Raw genomic sequence first — 21,597 nt, 5'->3', positions numbered from 1 at the left:
CCCCAGTCATGAAAACCCTACTTAAATGGCTAGTAGTTGGTGGTTTTGAACTCATCCTTTGCTTTGGGATTTTAGGAACTTCCGCGAATTTAGTTAGTTCCCCCAGTAACCTCAAAGTCTGGTTAGGAGTTTTTGGATACTTCACAGGATTAGTAATAATTCCCGGCTTATCGGTTTATCATGTGACCCACAAAATTCATCGCGCCAAAGTCGAACAAAAACAGCTACAAGCCACATTTCCTCAAGATGACACATCTTGGTTAGAACTGTTAGACTCCCAGAGGTAATTATGATGATGAAAACCGCGCCAATTCCCAATGTACTAGGGTTAACAGGATGCGCCATTTTAGTAAGTATGAGTATCTCTTCCTGTGGTGTCATTCCGGGAACTAGCGTCAAACGCATTCCCCCTGGTTATGTAGGACTGAAAGTGCAAATGTACGGAAGCAATCGCGGTGTACAGAATGCCACTATTAGCACGGGAAAAGTATGGTATAATGCTTACAGCGAGGAAATTATCATTTTTCCCGATCACGTTCAATATTACATCCTCTCAGCGGCGAGAGATGAAGGTTCACCTATCGACGAAAGCATCAGTTTCGGAGTTGGGGGAACTAGCGTCAATGCAGATATTTCTCTCTCCTACTTTTTCAATACCAACCAAATCAAGGATTTCTACGGTAAATACCTGAAAGACCCTGATGAGTTTAAAGGGACTTTAGTACGCAGTGAACTCCGTAACTGCTTTAACCAAGAAGCAGCCGGATTAAGACCAGAAGATATTGTCGGAAGCAAACAGCGAGAATTATTAACCTCGGTTCAAAACTGCTTAAATGAAAAATTTGTTGGTGTGGGGGTGGAATTTGATTCGATTGGGTTTGTTAGTAAGCCCCGTTTTGATAGCGCCATTGAAGCGCAAATGACCGCCCGTTTTCAAGCGGAACAACAGGTGATCGCTGCCCAAGCACAACTACAAGTCGCCCAAGCCGAAGCAGAACGTCAATTAGCCAAAGCCCAAGCGGACGCAGAAGCAGCCAGAATTAGCGCATCCACAGTTAACCCCATGACCATCAGGCTGAGGGAGTTAGAACTTCAGGAAAAGATGATCCAGAAATGGAACGGTGTACTTCCCCTATATCAAGGTGGTGTCGCCCCATTTCCCAGCTTTGACCCTAAACCGGCCACTTCTGCTAATAATTAATCATTCATGATTAGGAAGTCTTGGGTTGTAACTTCCTTAGAATTGATGGTTGATGCTGTCCCAAACCATCTGTCAGTACATAACTGGTGGCTAATAATAGCAGCCATAGCCCCGGATAACGAGGTTCTAACCAGGGTTGAAGGCGACGCGCGAGGGGGGGAACCCAACTAAATAACCAACTGATTAACGCCAACCAGGTGAAGACAAAATAACTAATCATCCAGCGGATAACTTCCCCAGTATTGACAAAATCTAAAATCCAGATGAGCAACTTGGGGTTCATGCGCGCCGCTTTTAAAGCCAGACGGTTAAAGGTCCACCAGTCGGTCCTATCCTTAATAAAGGTATTAGCTACCTCTTCGGGTTCTGTCGCTAACAGCCCAAAAAAAGTATTTAAAATGGAGTTAATTCTTTGAGGAGGAAGATAACGCCCGGTGGGAACCATCATTCCCTTAGAAAACAACCAAGTAACGGCGATATTGCTTTGATAGGCGCGAATTTGATTGAGGTAGTATTTGGTGAGCAAATCATGCTTTAGTGCGGTATTTAATAAGTCCGTTAAACGGGATAAATTCCGTACCAAAGAACCAAAACCAGTAAATACTAAGGGAGACTGAAGACAAGCAGCATCTCCAATAGAAATTAAACGGTCATAGGCGACAGTGCGATCGCTTCCTCCCAGACTAAAATAACCGGGGATATAGCCAAAAGTCGCTTTTTTCCAAACCAAATTATCCAGATTACAACGACGATATTCTGGTAAAATAGTAAAGAAATCCTCGAACATTTCCAACAGAGAACCGGGGTTGATCTGATTAACCTGATGATAGTGAAACAGATAAATAGTCAACTCGTCACCTTCGCCAGGGAACAACTCCCAAATCAATTGGCGACCCCTAGAAATATCCCCGTGACTGTGGAGAACATCCCCATAATTAGAATCCCAAACTCCTGGTTCAAACCCACCATTAATCACGGCCCCCACGGTAGGACAAACACTATCAAAGGTGCGATCGCCATTAAGTTGCCAAGCAATAGGGGACGCGGTACCCATAGCATCAACTAATAACCTTCCGGTAGCTATCCGTTCGGAATTAGTAGTCAAATCAGTAGCCGTCACCTTAACGCGATCGCCTCCAATATCCGCCCGAATAAACTCCGTTTCATCCCAAATCTCTCCCCCCGCCTGTCGCAGTTTTTCACCACACAAAGACAGCAATTTATCCGTATTTATGGCTACATTCAACACCCGAGGAGTATGCAAAACCTCCCCCTTAGCAATGGGGGGATTATTAGCATCAAAAAACTTGTGGAAACCGTCCTTATACTCCCTAGCAATAAAACTCTCTACTTCCGCCCCGGTGAACAATCCCAAGTCAATTAAACTCTGTAATTCACTGCGAGAAATATTCCATTCCCGGTTCATCCGACCAAAGGGGAGACGTTCCATCAATAGCACCCGATACCCTAAACGTGCCATTACCGCCGCATGAATGACCCCTAAAGCCCCGCCAACATAAATTAGGTCATAACTAGGCAACTCCCCATCAGAGTCCTTTCTCGCCTCAGTAAAAATCACCTGTTTAGGAGTTTGTGGATTTCTCACCCCCTCCCGCCAGCGTTTCTCCCACCAGTACACCCGTTTTAGGTCATATTCCCCATTAGGGATTTTCTGAAAATATTTCACCGTTTGGGGATAATAGGCAGCCAAAGCCTCAAAAATCGACTCCTGCGACAAATCAATGGCTGGAGGTTCAGGATACTGATAGGGAAACTCCTGTCTTAAACCAGTTTCCAGGCTGTTGAGTACCCGTTTTTCTTGAGAACTTCCCACAGTCCCCACCCGAAAAACCTTGAGATAGGTTGTGCGTTGGACGGACCAAGTAAACACCGACAATTCCCCAGACCCCTGTTGAGGAAATTTCAGGCGAAACCCGTCTGGGGTGATCGTTTTCTCACCCACCCCCGGATTAAACGTTTGCTGCAACCAGGTACAAACGCTGTGTGTATCGGGGTTAGGAATTTCCAGATATAGAATCTCTTTCATGTCCATGTCAATTTCTTTGGTACCTGAGTTGAGGCTTACCGCTTCACTGTTAACGAAATTAGCGATCGCTCTATTACACTAAGCATAGGGGAAACTGCGCCAGCAGTAACTATCGAGAGGGCGCTAGAACAGGTAACAATAATCTGTTATGCCACCATAACCAGATATAGCAGACTCTCAGTACCCTGGTCTATATAGGGCTACTTCCAACCTACAGGAAATTCTCAATAATGACAGAAAACTTGAATTTCTCGGAAATTATCAGCCAACAGCGACAGTTTTTTGCCACCGGAGAGACTAAACAGGTGGACTTCCGACTCTCGCAACTGCGACGACTCCAACAGGCGATCGCTGATTTTGAACAACCTATCCTAGAAGCAGTCAAAGCTGACTTAGGCCGTCCTGAGTTAGAAGGGTTGTTTGAACTTTCCACCCTCGGAGAAATTAAATATGCTCTCAAAAATTTAAAATCCTGGGTTAAGCCTCGCCGGGTCAAGACCCACCCCACTGCCTTCCCCGCTTCTAGCTATATCTATCCTGAACCCTTGGGAGTTGTCTTAATTATCGGACCTTGGAATTATCCCTTTCAATTGGTCATTTCTCCCCTCGTCGGTGCGATCGCCGCCGGAAATTGTGCTATCCTTAAACCCTCTGAACTAGCCCCATCAACTTCCCAAGTCCTAGCCGATCTGATTAGCAAAACCTTTCCATCTCACTATATCGCCACTATTCAAGGGGGGGTAGAAGTTAGCCAACAACTCTTAGATGAACCCTTCGACCATATCTTTTTTACCGGAGGGAAGCGCATCGGGAAAATTGTCATGACCGCCGCCGCCAAACATTTGACTCCCGTTACCTTAGAATTGGGTGGCAAAAGTCCCTGTATTGTCGATGCCGATACTCAGTTAGATTATACCGCCAAAAGGATTGTTTGGGGTAAGTTTATTAACGCTGGTCAAACTTGTATAGCCCCAGATTATCTATTGGTAGACCGCCGCCTTAAATCGGACTTGATTAAAGCTATGATTGGCTATATTGAGAGTTTTTATGGCTCCGAACCGCAGCAAAGTCCCGACTATGGGCGGATTATTAATAACTATCATTTTCATCGGTTGACTGAGTTATTACATGATGGTAAAATCGTCACTGGTGGTAAGTTTGATGAAAGCGATCGCTATATCTCTCCCACTCTCATTGATGAAGTATCCTGGGAAGACACCATCATGCAAGATGAAATCTTTGGGCCGATTTTACCCATTTTGACCTATGATGATTTAGGGGATGCAATTAGTCAAATTAACGCCAGACCCAAACCTCTCGCACTTTACCTATTTTCCCGTAATAAACAGTCACAACAGCGCGTTCTTCAAGAAACCTCATCTGGGGGTATTTGTTTCAACGAAACTATCATGCAAGTCGGGGGTCAATCCTTGCCTTTTGGAGGAGTAGGAGAAAGCGGCCTCGGCAAATATCACGGCCAAGCTACCTTTGACACTTTTTGCCACCACAAAAGCCTTTTAAAGCAATCTCTACTCTTCGATATTCCCCTGCGATACGCACCCTATAAACCCAAGTTTAACCTGATGAGATTTTTCATTAAAAACACCTGATTTTTTATCTGCAATATGGTAGATTTATCTGATTAATAAATTTACCATCATTGCCCATAACTAAAAACGGCTTTTTCTCAACTCTATTCCCTATATAGGGAATCATACAAATCGAGTAAAAGCCTTTTATTGGGTGCGTCAGTTGTGAATGTTCTGGTTAACAATGCCATTGATATACTGGTGCTGACGCACCCTACCGAATCCTCACAATTAGCTACCAGTTTTAGCCTGAATTGGTGGTAATTGACCATTAACACTAGGATACCAACTTGGTTCAGGTTTAAGAACATCCAAATTCAATCGATAACCAATATTACGAACCGTTTGGATTAAACTAGGCTGTCGAGGGTCAGTTTCCATCTTTTTCCGCAATGATAGAACATGAGTATCAATAGTGCGGGGATTATCAATATAATCTGGCCAAGCGCGGCGCAACAGTTCCGAACGACTGAGAGGCTCCCCATCATTTTGAGCCAAAACATAAAGAAGACTATACTCTTGGGGAGTCAGTTCTATCATTTGACCCTGAAGATAAACCCGACGCTGTACCAAATCAATTTTCAAATCCCCATAATCTAAACTGGTAGGAGGAGCCACATTGCGAGTGCGACGCATAAGTGCTTCAGCTCTCGCTAAAAACTCCTGCATTCCAAAAGGTTTAGTTAAGTAATCATCAGCTCCTGCTCTCAAACCACGGACAATATCAGATTCCGTATTCCGAGCCGAAAGCATCAAGATTAAAGACTGTCGTTGCTGTAGTAGCCACTGGCAGAATTCTAGACTATTGCCGCCTGGTAATTCTGCATCAATAACTACTAAACTTGGCTGAGTCGTGTAAAACACCTCTCTAGCATGATGAAAGTCCGCAGATTGACACACCGAATAACCAACGTGCTGAAGATGCCAACCTAACAGCGATCGCAGGTGCGGATTTCCCTCAATAATTGAAATATAAGCATATCCCACTGGTGCCAGCTTCCTTTATCAATAATTGAACACAGGTTAACAGAGTCGAAATCATCATTTTGTAACTCCTGCTACCCTTGCGATCGGCAATCCACCCTAGATCTATGATCACAATTAGGTTAATATAAAAATCACAGAGGGAGAGAGGCATCAACCTTAAAGCGGCCATCAGTCCACAACCCCCGTAATTTTCCGGGGTGCATTATGATCAAAATGAAGGGAATGAGTAAGAACTTGAAACAATTGCCATCGGCCCAGGGAAACCTATAACTAAAGGTAACAGTCTTTTCAATCACAGTCCGATTCAGCTAGAATGCCAGAAATCCATATCGGTGAGGTGTATATAACTGAATCAAGGTAGAGACTAATCCCTATCCCTTAACCATACCCCCAACATATAGATTATAACTTGAGGTTTCCACCATGTTACAGAATGCTCAGACCATCCGGCACTACCAAAAAATCACTGATTCCCTCGTCGAAATGTGGAATCGAGGCTATCGTTATGATGAGCTTAGAATGTTTGTAGATGGCTACATTGCCGCCCTGAGAAATACAAACGCCCTCGAACCTTATCAAATTCACCGCCTAGAGGAAGAAACCTTTAGGTACATTAACGACCCGTCCAACTTTGAAATGACTCCCCTACCACAACCAGAAGTAGATTATTACTAGATACTTGGGAAAAACCCAGCCTTCGAGAGGCTGGGTTAGGGAGTTAATTAGTTAAGCCGGACTATGATGCCAGAGCGACCTCTAGCATCTCTTGTAGTTCGCCCTTCTGATATAACTCAATCATCACATCGGAACCGCCGACAAATTCACCATTAATGTAAACTTGGGGAATGGTCGGCCAGTTTGAATATTCCTTAATACCTTGGCGAATTTCGGCATCTTCCAAAATATCGAGGGTTTCAAAGGGAACCCCTAAACTATTGAGAATTTGCACCACATTATTGGAAAAACCGCACATGGGCATCAACTTGGTACCCTTCATAAACACAAAAACTTTGTGCTGGTTAATCAGGTTTTCAATTTTGGCTTCTACTTCAGGATTCATAGTGATTATTCAATCGAGTTATTCACAACTTAGATCAACAAATTAAGCAGCCTGGTTGACTTTTGACCACTCTTGGGGGGTATAAGTTTTCAGCGCTAGGGCATGAATGGCCTCTGTTGCCATAGCTTCCCTAACAGCTTTATAAACCATCTGATGTTGTTTCACCAGGGTTTTGCCCTCAAACAGAGGCGAAACCACTACAGCTTGTAAATGGTCGCCCCCGCCAAGGTCTTCAACTTTAACAACAGCATCAGGCAACTCAGACTTAATCATTGCCTCAACTTGGGAAAGGGTGATCATGGGATTCCTATTAAACGACTATGTTTGATTGTAGATGAATTATTGAGCATTGGAAGTGGTTGCCGGGTTAGAAGAAGCACTACCCCTGGCTGGACTGCTGACAAATCCTAATTCAAGTAATTGTTGATATGCTTTTTGGCCTAAATCCCGGGTTGGGGCTTGAGAACGAATAATTTGCACGAGTAGGGGAACAGCTAACTCGGGTTGATTCTGGGCACGATGGACTAAAGCCAATTGATAAGTGGCTGTATCCCTCATTTGAGCGGTATCTCTGGCCTCATTGCGATGTTGGTCAGCAATGCGGTTGTCAACCCCTGAGAAACTGCTGGCTAACTGTTGATGAAAATTAGAAAGCTGATTGAAAATTTGGCGCGCCTCCTGGAGTTTCCTGGCTGCCTGGGTGTAATTCTCGTTACTAATTGCTTCCCCGGCTTCAGCTAACAAGCGCTCCCCCCCTTGAACACTTAAAAAACTACTATCAAGGCTCAAAGGGCGCATATCTTGAGGATTCCTCGGTACTGGGGTCGGACTTAAATCTCTGGGAAATTCAGGTTCCGAGCCTTCACCTGTGGCCTCATCATACACAGAAGGATCTTGAGCCATAACCGTTGTAGCATGGCCTGAGACAGTTAAAACAGTCAGGGCTGATGCCAATATACTCACAAAAAGTTGAGGATAGCGGACTATGAAAGGAGACAGCATCATGCGATCGCGAAATGAAAGGTTATTGATGTTTACAGATCTTATCATTTTTTGGCCAAAGTGTAGGAGTTTAGTAAAACTGTTGTAGATCCTGACCAGCCAAGGGTTATAGTCTTTATAGGATGACCATCCATCCACCCCAGCTTGATTCGGTCAACCATTAACATCGGACTTAATCTATTGAGCCAATAATAGTGAGCACTTTTGAGGATTATAACAAAATGACATCAGCTAACTCCTACGAGATTAACGCTCAACAATATCAGGGCATGGGCGTTCCCGAAGAAAGTCTTGGCAGCATTCTACAACGGGGAGGTGAGGAACTGGCAATTACTAAAGTTCCTGGGCGGTTTACGGTTCGCTTGGTTTCCACACCCCCAGTAGGCGGCGGTGGTGGAGTCAGCCCCCTACCAGATCAAGCTGATGGACTCACGCCAAAACAACCAGTCACGGATAGTGGCCCTCAGTTTACCCCGGTTGTATCTGAAGGAGAAAACTTACAAAATTTGCCTATCCACATTGAGGAAACTTCCTCGGTACCACCAGAACTCCAGGAAGTTAAGGTAAAAGATGCTGAACTCGATCAGGCGATGGAACTGGCTCGTCAGTCAGATCGGGTGGCTTTTGCGAGTCATGTCTATCAGGCTGATAATAATCCGGGAATGGTTATGTATCTGACCAATCAAATCACCATTCAGTTTAGCGAGGAGGTTGAGGAGTCCAACCGCAATGCGATCGCCAACAGCCAAGGTTTGAGATTATTAAAATCTGTCTATGGTGTTCCCAACACCTTTGTCTATGAAGTCAGCAGCCAAGCTCAAGAAAATCCCATTAAAATCGCTAACCGCCTCACCAGGAACCCAGAAGTTCTAGTAGCAGAACCCAATATTGTGGTCAAAAGCCAAAAGTATTATCGACCTACTGATCCTCTCTACCACCGTCAGTGGTATCTCCATAATACCGGAGGTGCCGATGTAGCTCCTGATGCTCATATCTCGGTAGAACCAGCTTGGGATATTACTCGAGGAACCAGATCTATAGTGGTTGCTATTACCGATGATGCGATCGACCTTAATCACCCTGATTTTCAGGGTATAGGAAAAATTGTCGCTCCCATTGACCTGAAAGGCCAAAATCGTCTCCCTTCACCACAATCTCCTTCAGATAACCACGGAACCGCCTGCGCCGGATTAGCGATCGCCGAAGAAAATGGCAAAGGTATCGTCGGAGTTGCCCCAGGTTGTGCCTTAATGCCCATTCGCACCACCGGATATCTCGATGATGAATCAGTCGAAAAGATTTTTGATTGGGCTATTAATAACCGAGCCTCTGTCATCTCCTGTAGTTGGGGGGCTAGTGCCGTTTATTTTCCCTTGTCCATACGACAACGAGCAGTAATTACCAAAGCCGCCGCCGTAGGGCGCAACGGTCGAGGCTGCGTCGTATTATTTGCGGCCGGAAACGCCAATCGCCCCATCAACGGAACCATTAATGAAAGTGGCTGGCCTAATAATGTCATATCAGGCCGAGTCAGATGGTTATCTGGGTTTGCGGTTCATCCTGATGTAATTTCCGTATCCGCCTGTACCAGTCTTAATAAAAAAGCGGCCTACAGTAATTGGGGAACCGGAATCACCGTCTGTGCCCCTAGTAACAATGCCCCCCCTGGAATGTGGCTCCAAGAAACTGGCTATATTGGAACCCCTCCATCGATTAGAACCGCTCTGCGTGGTTTAGGAGTTTTTACGAGCGATCGCGTAGGTGCAGCCGGCTATGATCAGGGTGACTTTACATCCCATTTTGGAGGAACTTCCGCCGCCACTCCTCTAGTGGCTGGAGTAGCCGCTTTGGTCTTATCTGTTAATCCGGATCTCAGTGCTAGGGAAGTGCGCCGCATCATTGAACAAACAGCCGATAAGATTGTAGACCCTGATGCTGATCCTCAGTTGGGTATCAGTATGGGAACCTATGATGGTAATGGATATTCCCAATGGTTTGGCTACGGTCGAGTTAATGCCGAAAAAGCCGTAAAAATGGCTCAAAGTCAACGGGTCAGCCGCCAACAGGTTCAAAGGCGGGTGGAGCAATCTAATAACCGCGTCTTAAATATTCCCGATCATAACCCTCAAGGAGTGACTAGCACTATTTCTGTTGCTAATACTAGCCCGATTTTAGATATCCAGGTGACTGTCGATATCGAGCATCAATTTTTGGGTGATTTGGAAGTGCGGTTAATTGCTCCACACGGGGAGGAGGTTCTACTCCAGGGTCGCACTTTGGGAGGCAATAAGGTTTTGAAAACTACCTATAATCTCCAGACGACTCCCTACATGAGAGAGTTACTAAATCACTCACCACAGGGGACTTGGCGGTTAGTTGTCGCGGATTTAGCACCCCATCACACTGGTAAATTGAACGGGTGGAAATTGGATCTAGGTTTGTAATATCTGACATCCTCCGGCCACCGACCCTCGTGAATCGGTGGCTGCTTCCCAGAATCACTCCTGAGATCAGAGCTAACTCCACATACCAATTCTTTGGGTTTGTCGTCGAATATGGGCTGGCAAAACTTCAGGAGTATCGCCGCCGCCCATCATGCCATAGTCAACAGATGGGATAGCGTTCGCGCTGGTAACATTATCACTGACAAACTCTAAACAGATTTGAAACCGACCCTTTTGCCAGGGCCCGCCGGGGGTAAGTAGTTCGCACTCAATGCCTTCCCCAAAAAGATTTTCCTCTTCCAACTTAGACTGCATCATAGTCAGAAATTCGCTGACCCTGAAGGTGCATTGAAACATAAGGGTACTCGAACCTGTATGGAGTACGTCGTTATCATCCAAAATACGAGTTACATTGTTCATCAAATTTCCTCTTCATTGAATTTGGGATCAGGGCGGTAATCAGGTCTTAGCCATTGTTTCCACGCTGTAGAATATGTACGGGCGGGTTCTCACAAGTCTGCTGGGGAAAATAGAGATGATTGCAGAACTCGCCCCTACACAGTTGGGGAAATTCGCGCCTGACTATGTTCTTATTAGAAGAACCAACCATAGGAATGGAGACCTTTGCCTAATAGGTTAACTCCTAAGTAGCACACCCAAACTACCAAAAATCCTACAGAAGCTAGAATGGCGGGTTTCCGGCCTTGCCATCCTCGGGTGATCCGGGCGTGGAGATAGGCGGCGAAAACTAACCAGGTGATTAAAGCCCAGGTTTCTTTGGGGTCCCAACTCCAGTAAGAACCCCAAGCCTCATTAGCCCAAACTGCACCAGCAATAATGCCAATGGTGAGTAGGGGAAAACCTAAACCGATGATCCGATAGCTGATGTTATCAATGGTTTCTACTAGGCTGAGACGTTGGGGTGATAGAGTGGCGGTGCTGGTTGGTTGGTCTGTTGAGGGGGTAACTAACTCGAGAAGGGCGGTAGAACCTTGACCGTTGGTAGCAGTGGCAAATTCCGAGGGTTTAGAGTTCGATAGCAGAGCATTAGGGGAAGTGCTAATGGTTTCTAGTTGGCTAACGGATGATTTATGATTCCGGGAAATTCTGGTTCCCAGGGAACTGCCACTGAGTTGGACGGCTTGGCCGCGAGTTAGAATTAAAAAGGCGATCGCCAATAGAGAACCTACCATCAGGGTGGCATAACTGATCATCATGACGCTAACGTGCATCATTAACCAGTTGGACTTGAGGGCTGGCACTAAAGGCTCTGATAGTTGCATGGGAGCCGGTAGTTTGAGGGCAGCAAAGGCGGCGATCGCCATAGCTAATGGGGCTGTTACCACACCCACTAAACGGCTACCACTCATGTTTTCCGCCACTAAGTGCATGGCGGTAATGCCCCAAGCCAGGAAAAATAGGGACTCGTAGAGATTACTAATGGGAAAATATCCGGCTTCCATCCATCTAGCCCCTAATAGGGCTGCTATAGACAGGTTGGCGATCGCCATACCGGCGGTTCCTAAGCCCTGCAATTGGGGTATTTGGGGAAATGCAGCCCCTACCCAGTAAACCAACATTGTGATTAGCACAATGGCAAATGAAATGTTATCTAACTGATTCTGGAGTACCACCAGATCCATGTTATGTTCTCCTCTCAAATTTTTTCGATCACTTTTTCGATCCTACCGATTTTTGCAGCATTTTCACTATTTTGGGACTAATATATAGCGATTCGGTGGATTGGTGAGGTACTTTTCAAAGCCCCCTTCCGGTATGGGGAGAGGGGTTTGGGGTGTAGACGCGCAGCGGCTTCTCTTTGAGTGGGCTGTACCTTATGGATATGAGAAACGCTATAAGTGTTATATAACCTGCCACCAAACCCGATCAGATAGCCGTCTATTTGTGTTCAACAATAACCTGATTTTTTGAGAAATCTCGGTTACGATGCAAAAATCCACCATCATCTGATTTTTGATAGGACTGTTTTTCGGAGGACCAGCACAAAGTGAATGCAGCCGAACAAGCTAATAATCTCGAAGTTGCCAGCAAAATTGCTTCTGTCGTTAATCTATTTAAAGCACAGTTTCCCGATGTGCGGGTAGACCTCAAGCCCTGGATGAATGACCCAGAGACTAGGGAATTAGTTGACCCAGACTCTATCGACATTGGTTTTAACTTTCCCGGTAGAAGTCGCTTGATGCAAAGTCGCTGTATTTTGATTCAGATCCGACTGTACCATGATCCCTATGACACTGGACGTAAGGCGATCGGAGTCGAAGCGGCTGGATATGATCACCGTGGACAACAGTGGAAAGTCTCCACCGTGGACAATTGGCAATTTTGGGGTGAGTGTCAACCTGCCGATGAAGGGGCCGATAAGCTAAAATTATTTTGTAGGCAAATCTTCGAGTTGTTTAATGGAGTAGACTCCGGGGCGGCTTGATCGCTTGCTCTAATCATCAAGATCCATAATAAACCGAGTATACTAAGAGTAGGGGAGGGACTGCTATTAATTGTATCGTTGAATATCAGGCGATCGCCGGCAAGCAATCACCAAATTAATTCATAGCCATGACTTACAATACTCACCTTGATGATGATGAAGGCGGCTTAGACTTAGGGCGGCTGTTGGGGGCTGTTCGTCGGAAACTTTTACTGATTAGTGGAGTGACAATTGTAGTAGCTGGGGCGGCTGCTTACAAAGCTATTACTGATACACCCATCTATCAAGCTGAGTTTGAAATATTAACTCAGCCAGTGGCTATTTCTACTCAAGTAATTTCCTCTGCTAATCCCCAAACTCTTAGTAATCGAGAAGAAATCGTAGCTGTGACCCTGGATGCAGTACAACTTAAACTACTGACTAGCCCCAGGGTTATTGTTCCGATTGTAGAGGAACTTCAGTCTCAATATCCAGGTATTACTTATAAATTTATTGCTAGTAATCTCAGAATCAGACCTACTCCTGAAAATATTTTAATAGTAGGATATCAGCACCCCAATAAAGATTTGGTTAAGTCGGTTTTAGATTTGGTGTCAAAAGCATTTTTAAACTACAGCTTAGAAACCCGACAACAAGATATTCTCAAAGGTATTGAGTTTGTGGGGGAGCAAATCCCACAATTACAAGAGAGAGTTGATAATCAGCAAGAAAGGCTACAGATTCTCCGCCAAACCAATAATCTTTTAAACCCAGACACTGAGGGTAGTAAACTCTCCAGTCAGGTGACAGCAATTGAACAACAACTTTTAGACAATCAGCTTCAACTTGGTCAAGCTAGATCTTTGTATGCTAACCTACAAAGGGAACTAGCTAATAAACCACCGGAATATGCTGTAGCTTCCATACTACTGGAAAGTCCCCGTTATCAAGAAATAATGAATCAACTGCGGGCGATCGATAATCAAATGGCTAAGGAGTCGGTTCTTTATTTAGAAGCTAGTCCCGAAATCAGCATTTTGCAAGAACAACGAGAAAGTTTGTTGCCACTTTTACAAAGGGAAGCCGACCGAGTTAGTCAAGAGTGGGCTAGTAAAATTCAAGATCTAGAAGAACGAAATCTGATTCTGCAAGATACCATAGATCGCATTAATGCAGAAGTTAAACAGCTTTCGGTGGTGAGTCGAGAATATACGGATATTCAGCGAGAATTATTGATTGCTACGGATAACTTAAATCAGTTTTTGGCGAAACGGGAGGCTTTTAAAATTGATATGGCTCAAAGGGATGCTCCTTGGGAGTTATTAACTCCTGCAGGTGAACCTAAACCTTCTTCTGCAAGTTTGAAGAAAAATGTGGTTTTAGGAACTGCTTTTGGTTTGCTATTAGGATTGGGTTTGGCGCTGTTGGTAGACCAACTTAGCAATGTGATTTACACAGTTAAGGAGGTTAAAGAGGCGACTAAGTTACCGATTTTGGGAGTTATTCCGTTTGACCGCCATTTGAAGTCTATAGTTTCCCAGAATCTTCCTGATAGTGAAGCACTAGAAAATCTTGAACAATTGGATTTGGGAATTAGCCGGAGTCATCAGCCACAAGGAAATGTCATGTCGGCATTTTATGAGTCATTTAGAAGCCTTTATACTAGCATTCGGCTGTTGAACCCAGATCAGCAAATTCGGTCTATGGTGATTAGTTCTTCTGTACCTGGGGAAGGTAAATCTACAACTGCTATTTACCTGGCTTTGGCGGCGGCGGAACAAGGTAGAAAGGTGCTTTTGGTGGATAGTGATTTGCGATGTCCGACTCTCCATCAGCACTTGGGATTGATTAATATGATGGGGTTGACTGATTTAATCTCTAGTGATTTAATCGACATAGATATAGAGCGTGTAATTCAGCCCTATTTTTTGGAGAGTAATCTGTTTGTTTTAACATCAGGCTCAACTCCCCCTGACCCGATTCGGATTTTATCATCTAATAGGATGGTGAATTTAATCAGGAAACTTGAGCATGATTTTGATTTGGTGATTTATGATGCTCCGCCTATGTTAGGATTAGCGGATGCTAATTTGTTGGCTTCGGAAACTAATGGTATGGTATTAGTAGCGAGTTTGGGTCGCATTAATCGTTCGGTTCTGGAAAATGCGATCGCTCAATTAAAAGAGAAACCGAACATGAGCGCCCCCATTTTAGGAGTAGTTGCGAACCGTTCTCCTGAAGTTCCCCTCAGTTCTTATAGTTATAGTTTCAGTAATCCTCAATTCCGGCAAAATCCCCGAAATTTGACTCCTCAAAAGGTGAATAGTTCATCATCAATTGTAGGAACAGTTCCGAGAAAAAATGCCAGAAAATCATAGCAAGTGTAGAGACAAGGGAGGCTTGTCTCTACGGGTGGGGTACGGATGGGGGGGGATTGGCTTTAATTAACTAACGGGCTGGTTTTGTTGATTAGGAAGCATCAGACTCCCGCAAGCGTTCCAACTCTTCCCTTAACTTAGCAATTTGAGAGGTGAGATTTTGGATTTCGGTGATTTCATTGGTTTGGGGGCTAGATACTTCAGACTCTGTGGAATCTGTAGGAGTAGTTATGTTTGAACTATCGACTTCACTGGACTGGGTGGATTGTGATTGAGAAAGGAGTGTATCGACAAAGCTGCGGGCTTCCTCTTCGGTGATAGCGCCTTTTTCCGCCCATTCTTGGGCGAGTTCATTTAACTGTGACTGGATAGTTTCCAGGTTGGCTTCCCGCTTTTGAGGGTCTTGGAGAATTTCAATCAGTGAGGATGTTGCGCCTAGGGTGACACGAAATCCTTGGTGTAGCATTTGGGTTAGGTTATCGACATTCATAAGTAGCAGAAAACTCGTCACGACAAGAAACAAGTGGCTAATTAGCGCGGATCTAGGATATATTCTAGCATTTGGCTCTAGTCTGGGGGGACTTACGCCAAAACTGGAGTGAATAGCGCGAATTTAGCCAACCTGTTCGAGGTATTGTTGCACATCATTAAGGATTTGGGTTAATTCAGCCTCCGTGGTAAGTTTAATGCGATCGTCGCGGAGGGTAATCAAGACTTTAGCAGCAAAGAGACTTGGCCAGATGTTGGGATTACAGAAGACTTCCAGAAAGACATCTCCGGTATACTGGTATTCCATGGACTTCTGGGGGGTGGGTCTACCTGCACCAGGGGTAGATTGAGCCGCCACGGCTATTAGCTTCGTTAGCTCATTTAGGGCTGTTTGTAAGTTGGTGGCTGCTTCTGGGGTGAAGCGCAAGGCTACTGAGCCCTGTATTAAATTGATAGTTAGAGGAGCAGCAGACATAATTTTAATGGTAGAATAATGATTACCTTAACAATTGTACCGATTAGCGATCGCCTATTAATTATCAGATAATTATCGGATGTGGAGGCTTGGGGGGGATTGATGTTTACCGGAAAGTTTTGAGATCGTATTTGAGGAAAATAGCAGGGTATCATCATGAGTATGGATCACCGTTGTGAAGTGCGCCGGGTTCTGATTATCACCTTGGTTTTAAATTTATTGGTGATGGGGATTAAGGCTGCTGTAGGAGTTCTCACTGGGTCTTTGAGCTTATTGGCTGATGCTCTGCATAGTGTGACAGACGGGGCGAATAATGTGCTAGGATTGGTTGCTAATCATTTCGCTTCCCCAGATCCCGATCGCGAACATCCCTACGGACATCAAAAATTTGATGCGGTGGGTGCTTTGGGAATTGCCGCTTTTTTGGGAATTGCCTGTTTTGAAATTCTCACCCGTGCTGTAGAACGCCTGCTAGACAGTGAAAATGACCCGGTGATGGTCTCTGTTGAGCATTTATGGATTTTGTTGTTGGTGTTGGGTATTAATATTTTTGTGGCTTATTATGAACGGCGGGTGGGTAAGCGTTTAGGAAGTGCTTTGCTCGTGGCAGATGCTAAACATACCATGAGTGATGTTTGGATCACAATTATGGTGATCGCCGGATTGATTGGGGTGTGGCGCGGTAATGCTTGGGGTTTACCACAATTACAGTTTTTGGATGTGGTGTTAGCGTTTCCGGTGGCTATTTTGGTGTTTCGTAGCGGGTGGGAGGTGATTAGCGATAATTTACCTTGGTTGGTGGATAGAATGGCGATCGCACCTGAACAAATTAAGCTGATTGCTATGTCTGTTCCGGGTGTGGTCAACTGTCATGCGATCGCCTCTCGCGGTATCATCGGACGGCAGGTTTTTATCGAAATGCACATGGTTGTCCGGGCTAAGGATGTAGAAACAGCCCATGACATTACTGAAGCCGTCGAAGCACAATTAGAAAAGCGCTATGGTCCGGCTCGTATTTTAATTCATGTGGAACCACCCGAATATAAATCAGATGTGATTACCTACGAGGAGCGATCGCCGACAGAAGACCAAGACGATAATTAACGGGAAATATCCGATTGATCGATATTCTCATCAACTTCCGGAAACCGGATAATGTCGTCTTCTCCCAAATATTCCCCATTCTGTACTTCAATCATTACTAGGGGAATCACTCCCGGATTATCTACCCGGTGGGGGGTATTCATCGGGACGTATGTAGACTGCTTCGCCGTGAGGATAATTTCTTCATCACCACATTTCACCTTAGCTGTTCCCGCTACTACAATCCAGTGTTCACTACGATGATAGTGCATTTGGGTACTGATATGATACCCCGGATTAATCACAATCCGATTGATCCGATAATGGTCTCCTTGTTCTAACAGCATTACCTTACCCCAGGGGGGTGTCCGAGTCATTATCGGTGTTTGAGTTTCTGTTGGTTTGTCGGTTTTGGCTTTTCCCATTTTCCACGTCACGCCCAAAATACAAACCTTATTCTAACTCAAATTTTCACAACAATTTCGCTGGGATTGCCTCCGGTCAACGGTAAATTTTGGTTTACAGAACTTAACATCTACCCATTAGATGGGAAAGTCGATAGTAAATGTAGTCCAACCGTTTTGACTGGTAACTTCAATTTTACCGTTGAGTTGTTCGATCAACTTTTCGACTAATGCTAACCCCAAACCAGTTCCCCCTTGTTTCCAGGGGTCAGCATTTTGGACTCGATAGAATTTATCAAAAATGCGGGGTAATTCCTGTTCCGGTATTTCGGCTTGGTTAGCGATTTGCAACCGCAGTTTCTGGGATACTTCCAAATCATATCTAGTTTCGATGGTTTCTAATTTTAGATTAATCTCACCGCATTCTATGGTGTACTTACAGGCGTTATTAAGTAGTTCCGCAATAATCCGTTCTAGGCTGCTAGTATTAGTGCGTACAGGGGATAAATCTGGGGATAATTCCACATTTAAAACTAGCTTTCTTGACTGAGCTCTAGAATAAAATGGTTGGGTTATTCGGGGTATCCAATTCACGAGATTTAACATATCTAGGCTGATGGGAATATTGGCGGCTTCTAGATTCTGTAAATTCAGCAGGTCATTAATTAAGTTGGTTTCCCGCAAACACTCATTTTCTAGGATATCAAAATAAACTTGTTGACGTTCTGGCGTTGGTGCTAATTTTAGCATATAAATTGCCATTTTCATATTAGATAAAGGTGTCATAAGTTCATGGGAAACAGTGCTAAGAAATTCATCTTTGAGGATGTTTAATTGTTGGAGTTCCTGCACTTTTCGCTGTAATTCGGCGGTGCGGTCAAGAACTTGTTGTTCTAAGTCGGTATTCAAGGCTTGAACTTGCTGGTATAGTTGAGCTTGATAGATAGCGATCGCCAATTGGGTTGCTAATTGTTGAAGTAGGTTAGTTTCTGAGGGTAGCCAATAGCGAGATTTCTGACAGTGATGGACTTCAATGGTTCCCCAAAGTTGTCCATCCTGGAGAATTGGCACTACCAAATAAGCCAGAATTTCTTTATCAGATAAAATCTGCAATTCTTCAGAAGATATTTGTGCTGTTTCTATTTCCTCAACGGTATAAATATGGTGGTCATTAAAGGCATATTGATAATAATTAATCACCTCTTCCGTTAATCTATGTTCTGAGAGCGATCGCCATCCTTTCCCTACCGACTCCGCCACCAATTTACCCACGCCCGTATTAAGTATTTGGTAAATAACTACCCTATCTGAGCTTAAAAAATTTCGCAGCTCTGCTACTGTAGTATTCAGGATATCATCTAAGTTTAAAGATTGATGAATTTGCAGAGATATTTTAGCTAGTAGCCGTTCCCTTTGCAATTGCTCGTGGAGTTGTGCTGTGCGTTCTTGTACCTGTTTTTCTAGTTTGATATTACGACTTCTCAGCAGTTCTATTTTCTCGGATTGCAATTGATATACAGACTGTTGAAGCTGCCGAATCACCCGATACATCTCCGTAGGATCCAGCATTCGCAACAGACTCATTTGGGTGATAATTCCCTGCAATTCTCCTTGGTCATTACTAACCAATAAACGCTGGAGTTGTCTGGCTTGCATTTCCTGGTGAGCCCGCCACAATGAATCCTTAACTTTTAAGGAAAATTGAGGAATCCCCATAATCGTTTCGGCGGTAGTTTCCGCTAAATTTAATTGGATAAATTGCGCTAAAACTATATTCTCAGCGGTGACAATACCTACAGGTTCTAATTTATTGGTAGTCAATTGATTATGAATAACAACGCAACCAATTGGATGAGTTGCCATCATTTGTGCTAAGGTTAATACAGAGGTGTTGACCGGGGCGGTCAGAACGTCGGCAATTATCTCATCTGCTACCCGTCTAGTTCTCAAAATATTGGAAGGTTGCAATACTTTCCTGATTCTTTCTGGGGTCACTACTCCCACTAAATGACCTTGACAGTTCAAAACTGGTAGATGCAAAATTTGATGTTGTCGAAACATAGACAAGGCGGTAAAGATATCCTGATCTTCCGACTCGGTTATTTGACATATTGGCCTTGACATAACCTCCCCAATTCTGATATGCTCTAGGGTGGTTTCTTCGGGATTATCTAAAATTCCAGTAGCAATTAGTTGTAGTAAATCACGGGGAGTAAAAATTCCTAATAAATTCGATTTTTCTGGTGGTTCAGCAACAATTTCTGCACCTATGGGAGTGGGTTTATCAACAACTAATATACAGTTGGATCGTATGCCTGTAGGCTGCATCAATGTTCTAGAATCAGATTTGTCTGGTTCTTGTCTGAGATCTCGTGGAAAAGGACAGTGATTTTGCAATTGGCTGATTAATGCGATCACCTCTGCTACAGACGTATCGGGCGTGACTGTGACCGGATAGCGGTCTACGGCTTGCTCAAGGGCTGAGGAGTAATGGGGCGCAGGGTAAAGCATAACTGATACAATTGCACCGACAATTATTCATTATGGACTATTTCTCGGCAATTGGCTGCTAATTTCTGGTTGGGTCAAGCCCAATTATCCATACTCCAGCAACCGAGATCCCTACTATTGGGCGGCGTTTGTTTTAATCGGTAATTGGCTGTAAGCCAGAAACCCGGTTTCTCGCCAGACTCTTAGAAACCCGGTTTCTCGCCAGACTCTTAGAAACCCGGTTTCTTTGAGAAACCGGGTTTCTTTCACTCACCAGACTCTTAGAAGCCTGGTTTATTTTTTACCCACAAATGGGCTGTTATGGTCGAAAGGGAAGTCGCCTTCCCCAACTCCAATTCCAAACCGTGCTTGATACTTTCACATCACACGGCTCCTGATGTGGACACCCTATTGTCAATAGGAACAGGGTTACAACCCCCTGCTTTGTGACTTCAACTTTGGGAGCTATATACAACACGTAGTCTCATGGATTTCTCCATTACTCTCGCTTTCGTCATAACACTCCTACTTATCGCAGTCTCTATATCCACACCGTGACTAGTGGGCATATCCCAACCATTACAGTTAGGCATTGGCTTTCAGTCACATCCTTTCCCCTTATAGGCATACGCTTACACTTTTCACTACTCAATAGACACAACACTACTGAGAGCCTAACAGGGGTTTAAACGTTCCGTTTATATGGGCATTCCATCTTTAGATTTGTTCTATCCACCGGGGTACTTAAAAAGGTCTGTGTAGGTAGTAAATACAAACTCCTACTTTTCCCCTTACCCTTTTGGGCGCAGCGTATCAAACCTATTTCGCTGCTTATTTATAACGATGGTTCAAGCCGAACATTCGGTTTCCCTAATCATGGATGGTTGGCAGTGGTCGCATCTGGTAGTAGGTTCTACTTCACGCCTTCCGTTCCCCGCTTCAATCCTGGGTTTGTGATTCCCAAAACTGGGGGTGGCTATCGCCTTTACTCTTTCCCATAATCGCCCCAAGTGGATTTTACTCCTCCTAAGTTCACCTGGACGGTAAATTTTGCGATTTCTTAAAATGGGATTGACCTTGAGTTTCCTGCCTTGCTCGTTTTAAGCCCGAGCGTTGGAACATATAAACAGTTAAGGGGTAACTGGGTTGAATCAGTTGATTCCCCTCTAGGAGGTTATTTCGAGCATTGCAGCCCTATTTCACTCCTAAACGTCTCGCACGTATTTTTCATTTATAGACTATAATTTATAGACTATAAATCGTTTATATGAATGCTCACCCTATCATGTCCAGATATTACCCAGAACTACTTTACCCCTAACAGATAGCTTTACCTACAACCTACGGCTAAGATTTTGGCTTAGGGTGTTTATTAGGGGTACTGGGTTTTGAACGAAATGAATACCCCTATAAATTGGAGACTTGCTGAGGATTATGTAGGTATCAGCGAGAGATGACGAAACAAGTCACCAGTTGAAAAGTTGTTTGGGGGTATCGCTTCAGTATGTCATAGCCAGGTTAGT

General features: G+C 44.4%; 20 protein-coding genes. 8 read left to right on the top strand and 12 right to left on the bottom strand.

Annotation, left to right across the window (positions count from 1 at the left end; all coding sequences use genetic code 11):
• The first annotated feature begins 8 nt into the window (after positions 1 to 8).
• Positions 9 to 287, top strand: coding sequence for a hypothetical protein (locus tag P5674_RS04025; RefSeq protein ID WP_006620293.1), 279 nt, complete (start codon positions 9 to 11; stop codon positions 285 to 287).
• 2 nt (positions 288 to 289) lie between these two features.
• Positions 290 to 1,201 (top strand): SPFH domain-containing protein, encoded by a 912-nt coding sequence (locus P5674_RS04020; RefSeq protein ID WP_014274276.1) that lies wholly within the window; start codon positions 290 to 292, stop codon positions 1,199 to 1,201.
• Between the two features lie 10 nt (positions 1,202 to 1,211).
• Here the strand turns inward: P5674_RS04020 and P5674_RS04015 are convergent, their stop codons facing one another.
• A complete protein-coding gene (locus tag P5674_RS04015; RefSeq protein WP_006620291.1) occupies positions 1,212 to 3,248 on the bottom strand; it encodes an NAD(P)/FAD-dependent oxidoreductase in 2,037 nt (678 codons plus the stop codon).
• 230 nt (positions 3,249 to 3,478) lie between these two features.
• On the opposite strand from P5674_RS04015, the gene P5674_RS04010 reads away from it, so the two are divergent.
• Positions 3,479 to 4,858: an aldehyde dehydrogenase gene (locus tag P5674_RS04010; protein WP_006620290.1), complete on the top strand. Its 1,380-nt coding sequence runs from the start codon at positions 3,479 to 3,481 to the stop codon at positions 4,856 to 4,858.
• Positions 4,859 to 5,068: 210 nt separating this feature from the next.
• Here the strand turns inward: P5674_RS04010 and P5674_RS04005 are convergent, their stop codons facing one another.
• Entirely contained in the window at positions 5,069 to 5,824 is a 756-nt protein-coding gene (locus tag P5674_RS04005) for a response regulator transcription factor (protein WP_014274274.1), read from the bottom strand.
• Between the two features lie 423 nt (positions 5,825 to 6,247).
• Between P5674_RS04005 and P5674_RS04000 the strand changes: the two genes are divergently transcribed.
• Positions 6,248 to 6,499, top strand: a complete 252-nt coding sequence (locus P5674_RS04000) for a DUF6761 family protein (protein WP_006620287.1) — start codon at positions 6,248 to 6,250, stop codon at positions 6,497 to 6,499.
• 61 nt (positions 6,500 to 6,560) lie between these two features.
• Here the strand turns inward: P5674_RS04000 and grxD are convergent, their stop codons facing one another.
• Genes grxD through P5674_RS03985 form a run of 3 tightly spaced genes read right to left on the bottom strand, consistent with a single transcriptional unit; the run spans position 6,561 to position 7,889 of the window.
• The gene (gene grxD / locus P5674_RS03995) at positions 6,561 to 6,884 is read right to left on the bottom strand and encodes a Grx4 family monothiol glutaredoxin (protein ID WP_006620286.1); all 324 of its coding nucleotides are present in this window, start codon (positions 6,882 to 6,884) and stop codon (positions 6,561 to 6,563) included.
• A gap of 42 nt (positions 6,885 to 6,926) precedes the next feature.
• Positions 6,927 to 7,184 carry a BolA family protein gene (locus tag P5674_RS03990; RefSeq protein ID WP_006620285.1) on the bottom strand — a complete coding sequence of 86 codons (258 nt, stop codon included), beginning with the start codon at positions 7,182 to 7,184 and terminating at the stop codon, positions 6,927 to 6,929.
• A gap of 39 nt (positions 7,185 to 7,223) precedes the next feature.
• Complete coding sequence (locus P5674_RS03985; RefSeq protein ID WP_014274273.1) at positions 7,224 to 7,889, bottom strand: hypothetical protein; 666 nt, start codon at positions 7,887 to 7,889, stop codon at positions 7,224 to 7,226.
• A gap of 218 nt (positions 7,890 to 8,107) precedes the next feature.
• On the opposite strand from P5674_RS03985, the gene P5674_RS03980 reads away from it, so the two are divergent.
• On the top strand, positions 8,108 to 10,330 hold the full coding sequence (locus P5674_RS03980) for a S8 family serine peptidase (RefSeq protein WP_006620283.1): 2,223 nt from the start codon (positions 8,108 to 8,110) through the stop codon (positions 10,328 to 10,330).
• A 72-nt stretch (positions 10,331 to 10,402) separates the two neighbouring features.
• Here P5674_RS03980 and P5674_RS03975 read toward each other — a convergent pair whose 3' ends face one another.
• Both P5674_RS03975 and ccsB read right to left on the bottom strand, forming a co-directional pair.
• On the bottom strand, positions 10,403 to 10,750 hold the full coding sequence (locus P5674_RS03975) for a KGK domain-containing protein (protein WP_006620282.1): 348 nt from the start codon (positions 10,748 to 10,750) through the stop codon (positions 10,403 to 10,405).
• Between the two features lie 173 nt (positions 10,751 to 10,923).
• Positions 10,924 to 11,973, bottom strand: coding sequence for a c-type cytochrome biogenesis protein CcsB (gene ccsB, locus P5674_RS03970; RefSeq protein ID WP_014274272.1), 1,050 nt, complete (start codon positions 11,971 to 11,973; stop codon positions 10,924 to 10,926).
• A gap of 365 nt (positions 11,974 to 12,338) precedes the next feature.
• Between ccsB and P5674_RS03965 the strand changes: the two genes are divergently transcribed.
• Positions 12,339 to 12,776 (top strand): hypothetical protein, encoded by a 438-nt coding sequence (locus tag P5674_RS03965; protein WP_006617030.1) that lies wholly within the window; start codon positions 12,339 to 12,341, stop codon positions 12,774 to 12,776.
• Between the two features lie 128 nt (positions 12,777 to 12,904).
• Positions 12,905 to 15,133, top strand: coding sequence for a GumC family protein (locus P5674_RS03960; RefSeq protein WP_006617029.1), 2,229 nt, complete (start codon positions 12,905 to 12,907; stop codon positions 15,131 to 15,133).
• 91 nt (positions 15,134 to 15,224) lie between these two features.
• On the opposite strand, the gene P5674_RS03955 is transcribed toward P5674_RS03960, so the two are convergent.
• A complete protein-coding gene (locus P5674_RS03955) occupies positions 15,225 to 15,623 on the bottom strand; it encodes a hypothetical protein (protein WP_006617028.1) in 399 nt (132 codons plus the stop codon).
• A gap of 123 nt (positions 15,624 to 15,746) precedes the next feature.
• Complete coding sequence (locus P5674_RS03950; RefSeq protein ID WP_006617027.1) at positions 15,747 to 16,097, bottom strand: hypothetical protein; 351 nt, start codon at positions 16,095 to 16,097, stop codon at positions 15,747 to 15,749.
• 156 nt (positions 16,098 to 16,253) lie between these two features.
• Between P5674_RS03950 and P5674_RS03945 the strand changes: the two genes are divergently transcribed.
• Positions 16,254 to 17,201 carry a cation diffusion facilitator family transporter gene (locus P5674_RS03945; RefSeq protein ID WP_006617026.1) on the top strand — a complete coding sequence of 316 codons (948 nt, stop codon included), beginning with the start codon at positions 16,254 to 16,256 and terminating at the stop codon, positions 17,199 to 17,201.
• On the opposite strand, the gene P5674_RS03940 is transcribed toward P5674_RS03945, so the two are convergent.
• The 3 genes from P5674_RS03940 to P5674_RS03930 form a co-directional block, all read right to left on the bottom strand.
• On the bottom strand, positions 17,198 to 17,605 hold the full coding sequence (locus P5674_RS03940) for a phosphomannose isomerase type II C-terminal cupin domain (protein WP_006617025.1): 408 nt from the start codon (positions 17,603 to 17,605) through the stop codon (positions 17,198 to 17,200). The genes P5674_RS03945 and P5674_RS03940 overlap by 4 nt on opposite strands.
• A gap of 117 nt (positions 17,606 to 17,722) precedes the next feature.
• Positions 17,723 to 20,095: a CBS domain-containing protein gene (locus tag P5674_RS03935; protein ID WP_006617024.1), complete on the bottom strand. Its 2,373-nt coding sequence runs from the start codon at positions 20,093 to 20,095 to the stop codon at positions 17,723 to 17,725.
• Positions 20,096 to 20,209: 114 nt separating this feature from the next.
• On the bottom strand, positions 20,210 to 20,344 hold the full coding sequence (locus tag P5674_RS03930; RefSeq protein WP_286131342.1) for a hypothetical protein: 135 nt from the start codon (positions 20,342 to 20,344) through the stop codon (positions 20,210 to 20,212).
• Positions 20,345 to 21,597: the final 1,253 nt, after the last annotated feature.

This window comes from Limnospira sp. PMC 289.06 (assembly GCF_032350395.1).
Taxonomy (GTDB): domain Bacteria; phylum Cyanobacteriota; class Cyanobacteriia; order Cyanobacteriales; family Microcoleaceae; genus Limnospira; species Limnospira platensis.
The sequence above is the reverse complement of the archived record's forward strand: the minus strand, read 5'-3'. Positions and strand labels throughout refer to the sequence as shown.

Excerpts from the sequence above, each read along its gene's own strand:
- P5674_RS04020 (WP_014274276.1), top strand. The coding sequence starts at position 290 with ATGATGATGAAAACCGCGCCAATTCCCAATGTACTAGGGTTAACAGGA.
- P5674_RS03945 (WP_006617026.1), top strand. The coding sequence starts at position 16,254 with ATGAGTATGGATCACCGTTGTGAAGTGCGCCGGGTTCTGATTATCACC.
- P5674_RS04010 (WP_006620290.1), top strand. The coding sequence starts at position 3,479 with ATGACAGAAAACTTGAATTTCTCGGAAATTATCAGCCAACAGCGACAG.
- P5674_RS03935 (WP_006617024.1), bottom strand. The coding sequence starts at position 20,095 with ATGCTTTACCCTGCGCCCCATTACTCCTCAGCCCTTGAGCAAGCCGTA.
- ccsB (WP_014274272.1), bottom strand. The coding sequence starts at position 11,973 with ATGGATCTGGTGGTACTCCAGAATCAGTTAGATAACATTTCATTTGCC.
- P5674_RS03940 (WP_006617025.1), bottom strand. The coding sequence starts at position 17,605 with ATGGGAAAAGCCAAAACCGACAAACCAACAGAAACTCAAACACCGATA.
- P5674_RS03955 (WP_006617028.1), bottom strand. The coding sequence starts at position 15,623 with ATGAATGTCGATAACCTAACCCAAATGCTACACCAAGGATTTCGTGTC.
- P5674_RS04025 (WP_006620293.1), top strand. The coding sequence starts at position 9 with ATGAAAACCCTACTTAAATGGCTAGTAGTTGGTGGTTTTGAACTCATC.
- P5674_RS03950 (WP_006617027.1), bottom strand. The coding sequence starts at position 16,097 with ATGTCTGCTGCTCCTCTAACTATCAATTTAATACAGGGCTCAGTAGCC.
- P5674_RS04000 (WP_006620287.1), top strand. The coding sequence starts at position 6,248 with ATGTTACAGAATGCTCAGACCATCCGGCACTACCAAAAAATCACTGAT.
- P5674_RS03990 (WP_006620285.1), bottom strand. The coding sequence starts at position 7,184 with ATGATCACCCTTTCCCAAGTTGAGGCAATGATTAAGTCTGAGTTGCCT.
- P5674_RS04015 (WP_006620291.1), bottom strand. The coding sequence starts at position 3,248 with ATGAAAGAGATTCTATATCTGGAAATTCCTAACCCCGATACACACAGC.
- P5674_RS03960 (WP_006617029.1), top strand. The coding sequence starts at position 12,905 with ATGACTTACAATACTCACCTTGATGATGATGAAGGCGGCTTAGACTTA.
- P5674_RS03985 (WP_014274273.1), bottom strand. The coding sequence starts at position 7,889 with ATGATGCTGTCTCCTTTCATAGTCCGCTATCCTCAACTTTTTGTGAGT.
- grxD (WP_006620286.1), bottom strand. The coding sequence starts at position 6,884 with ATGAATCCTGAAGTAGAAGCCAAAATTGAAAACCTGATTAACCAGCAC.
- P5674_RS03975 (WP_006620282.1), bottom strand. The coding sequence starts at position 10,750 with ATGAACAATGTAACTCGTATTTTGGATGATAACGACGTACTCCATACA.
- P5674_RS03980 (WP_006620283.1), top strand. The coding sequence starts at position 8,108 with ATGACATCAGCTAACTCCTACGAGATTAACGCTCAACAATATCAGGGC.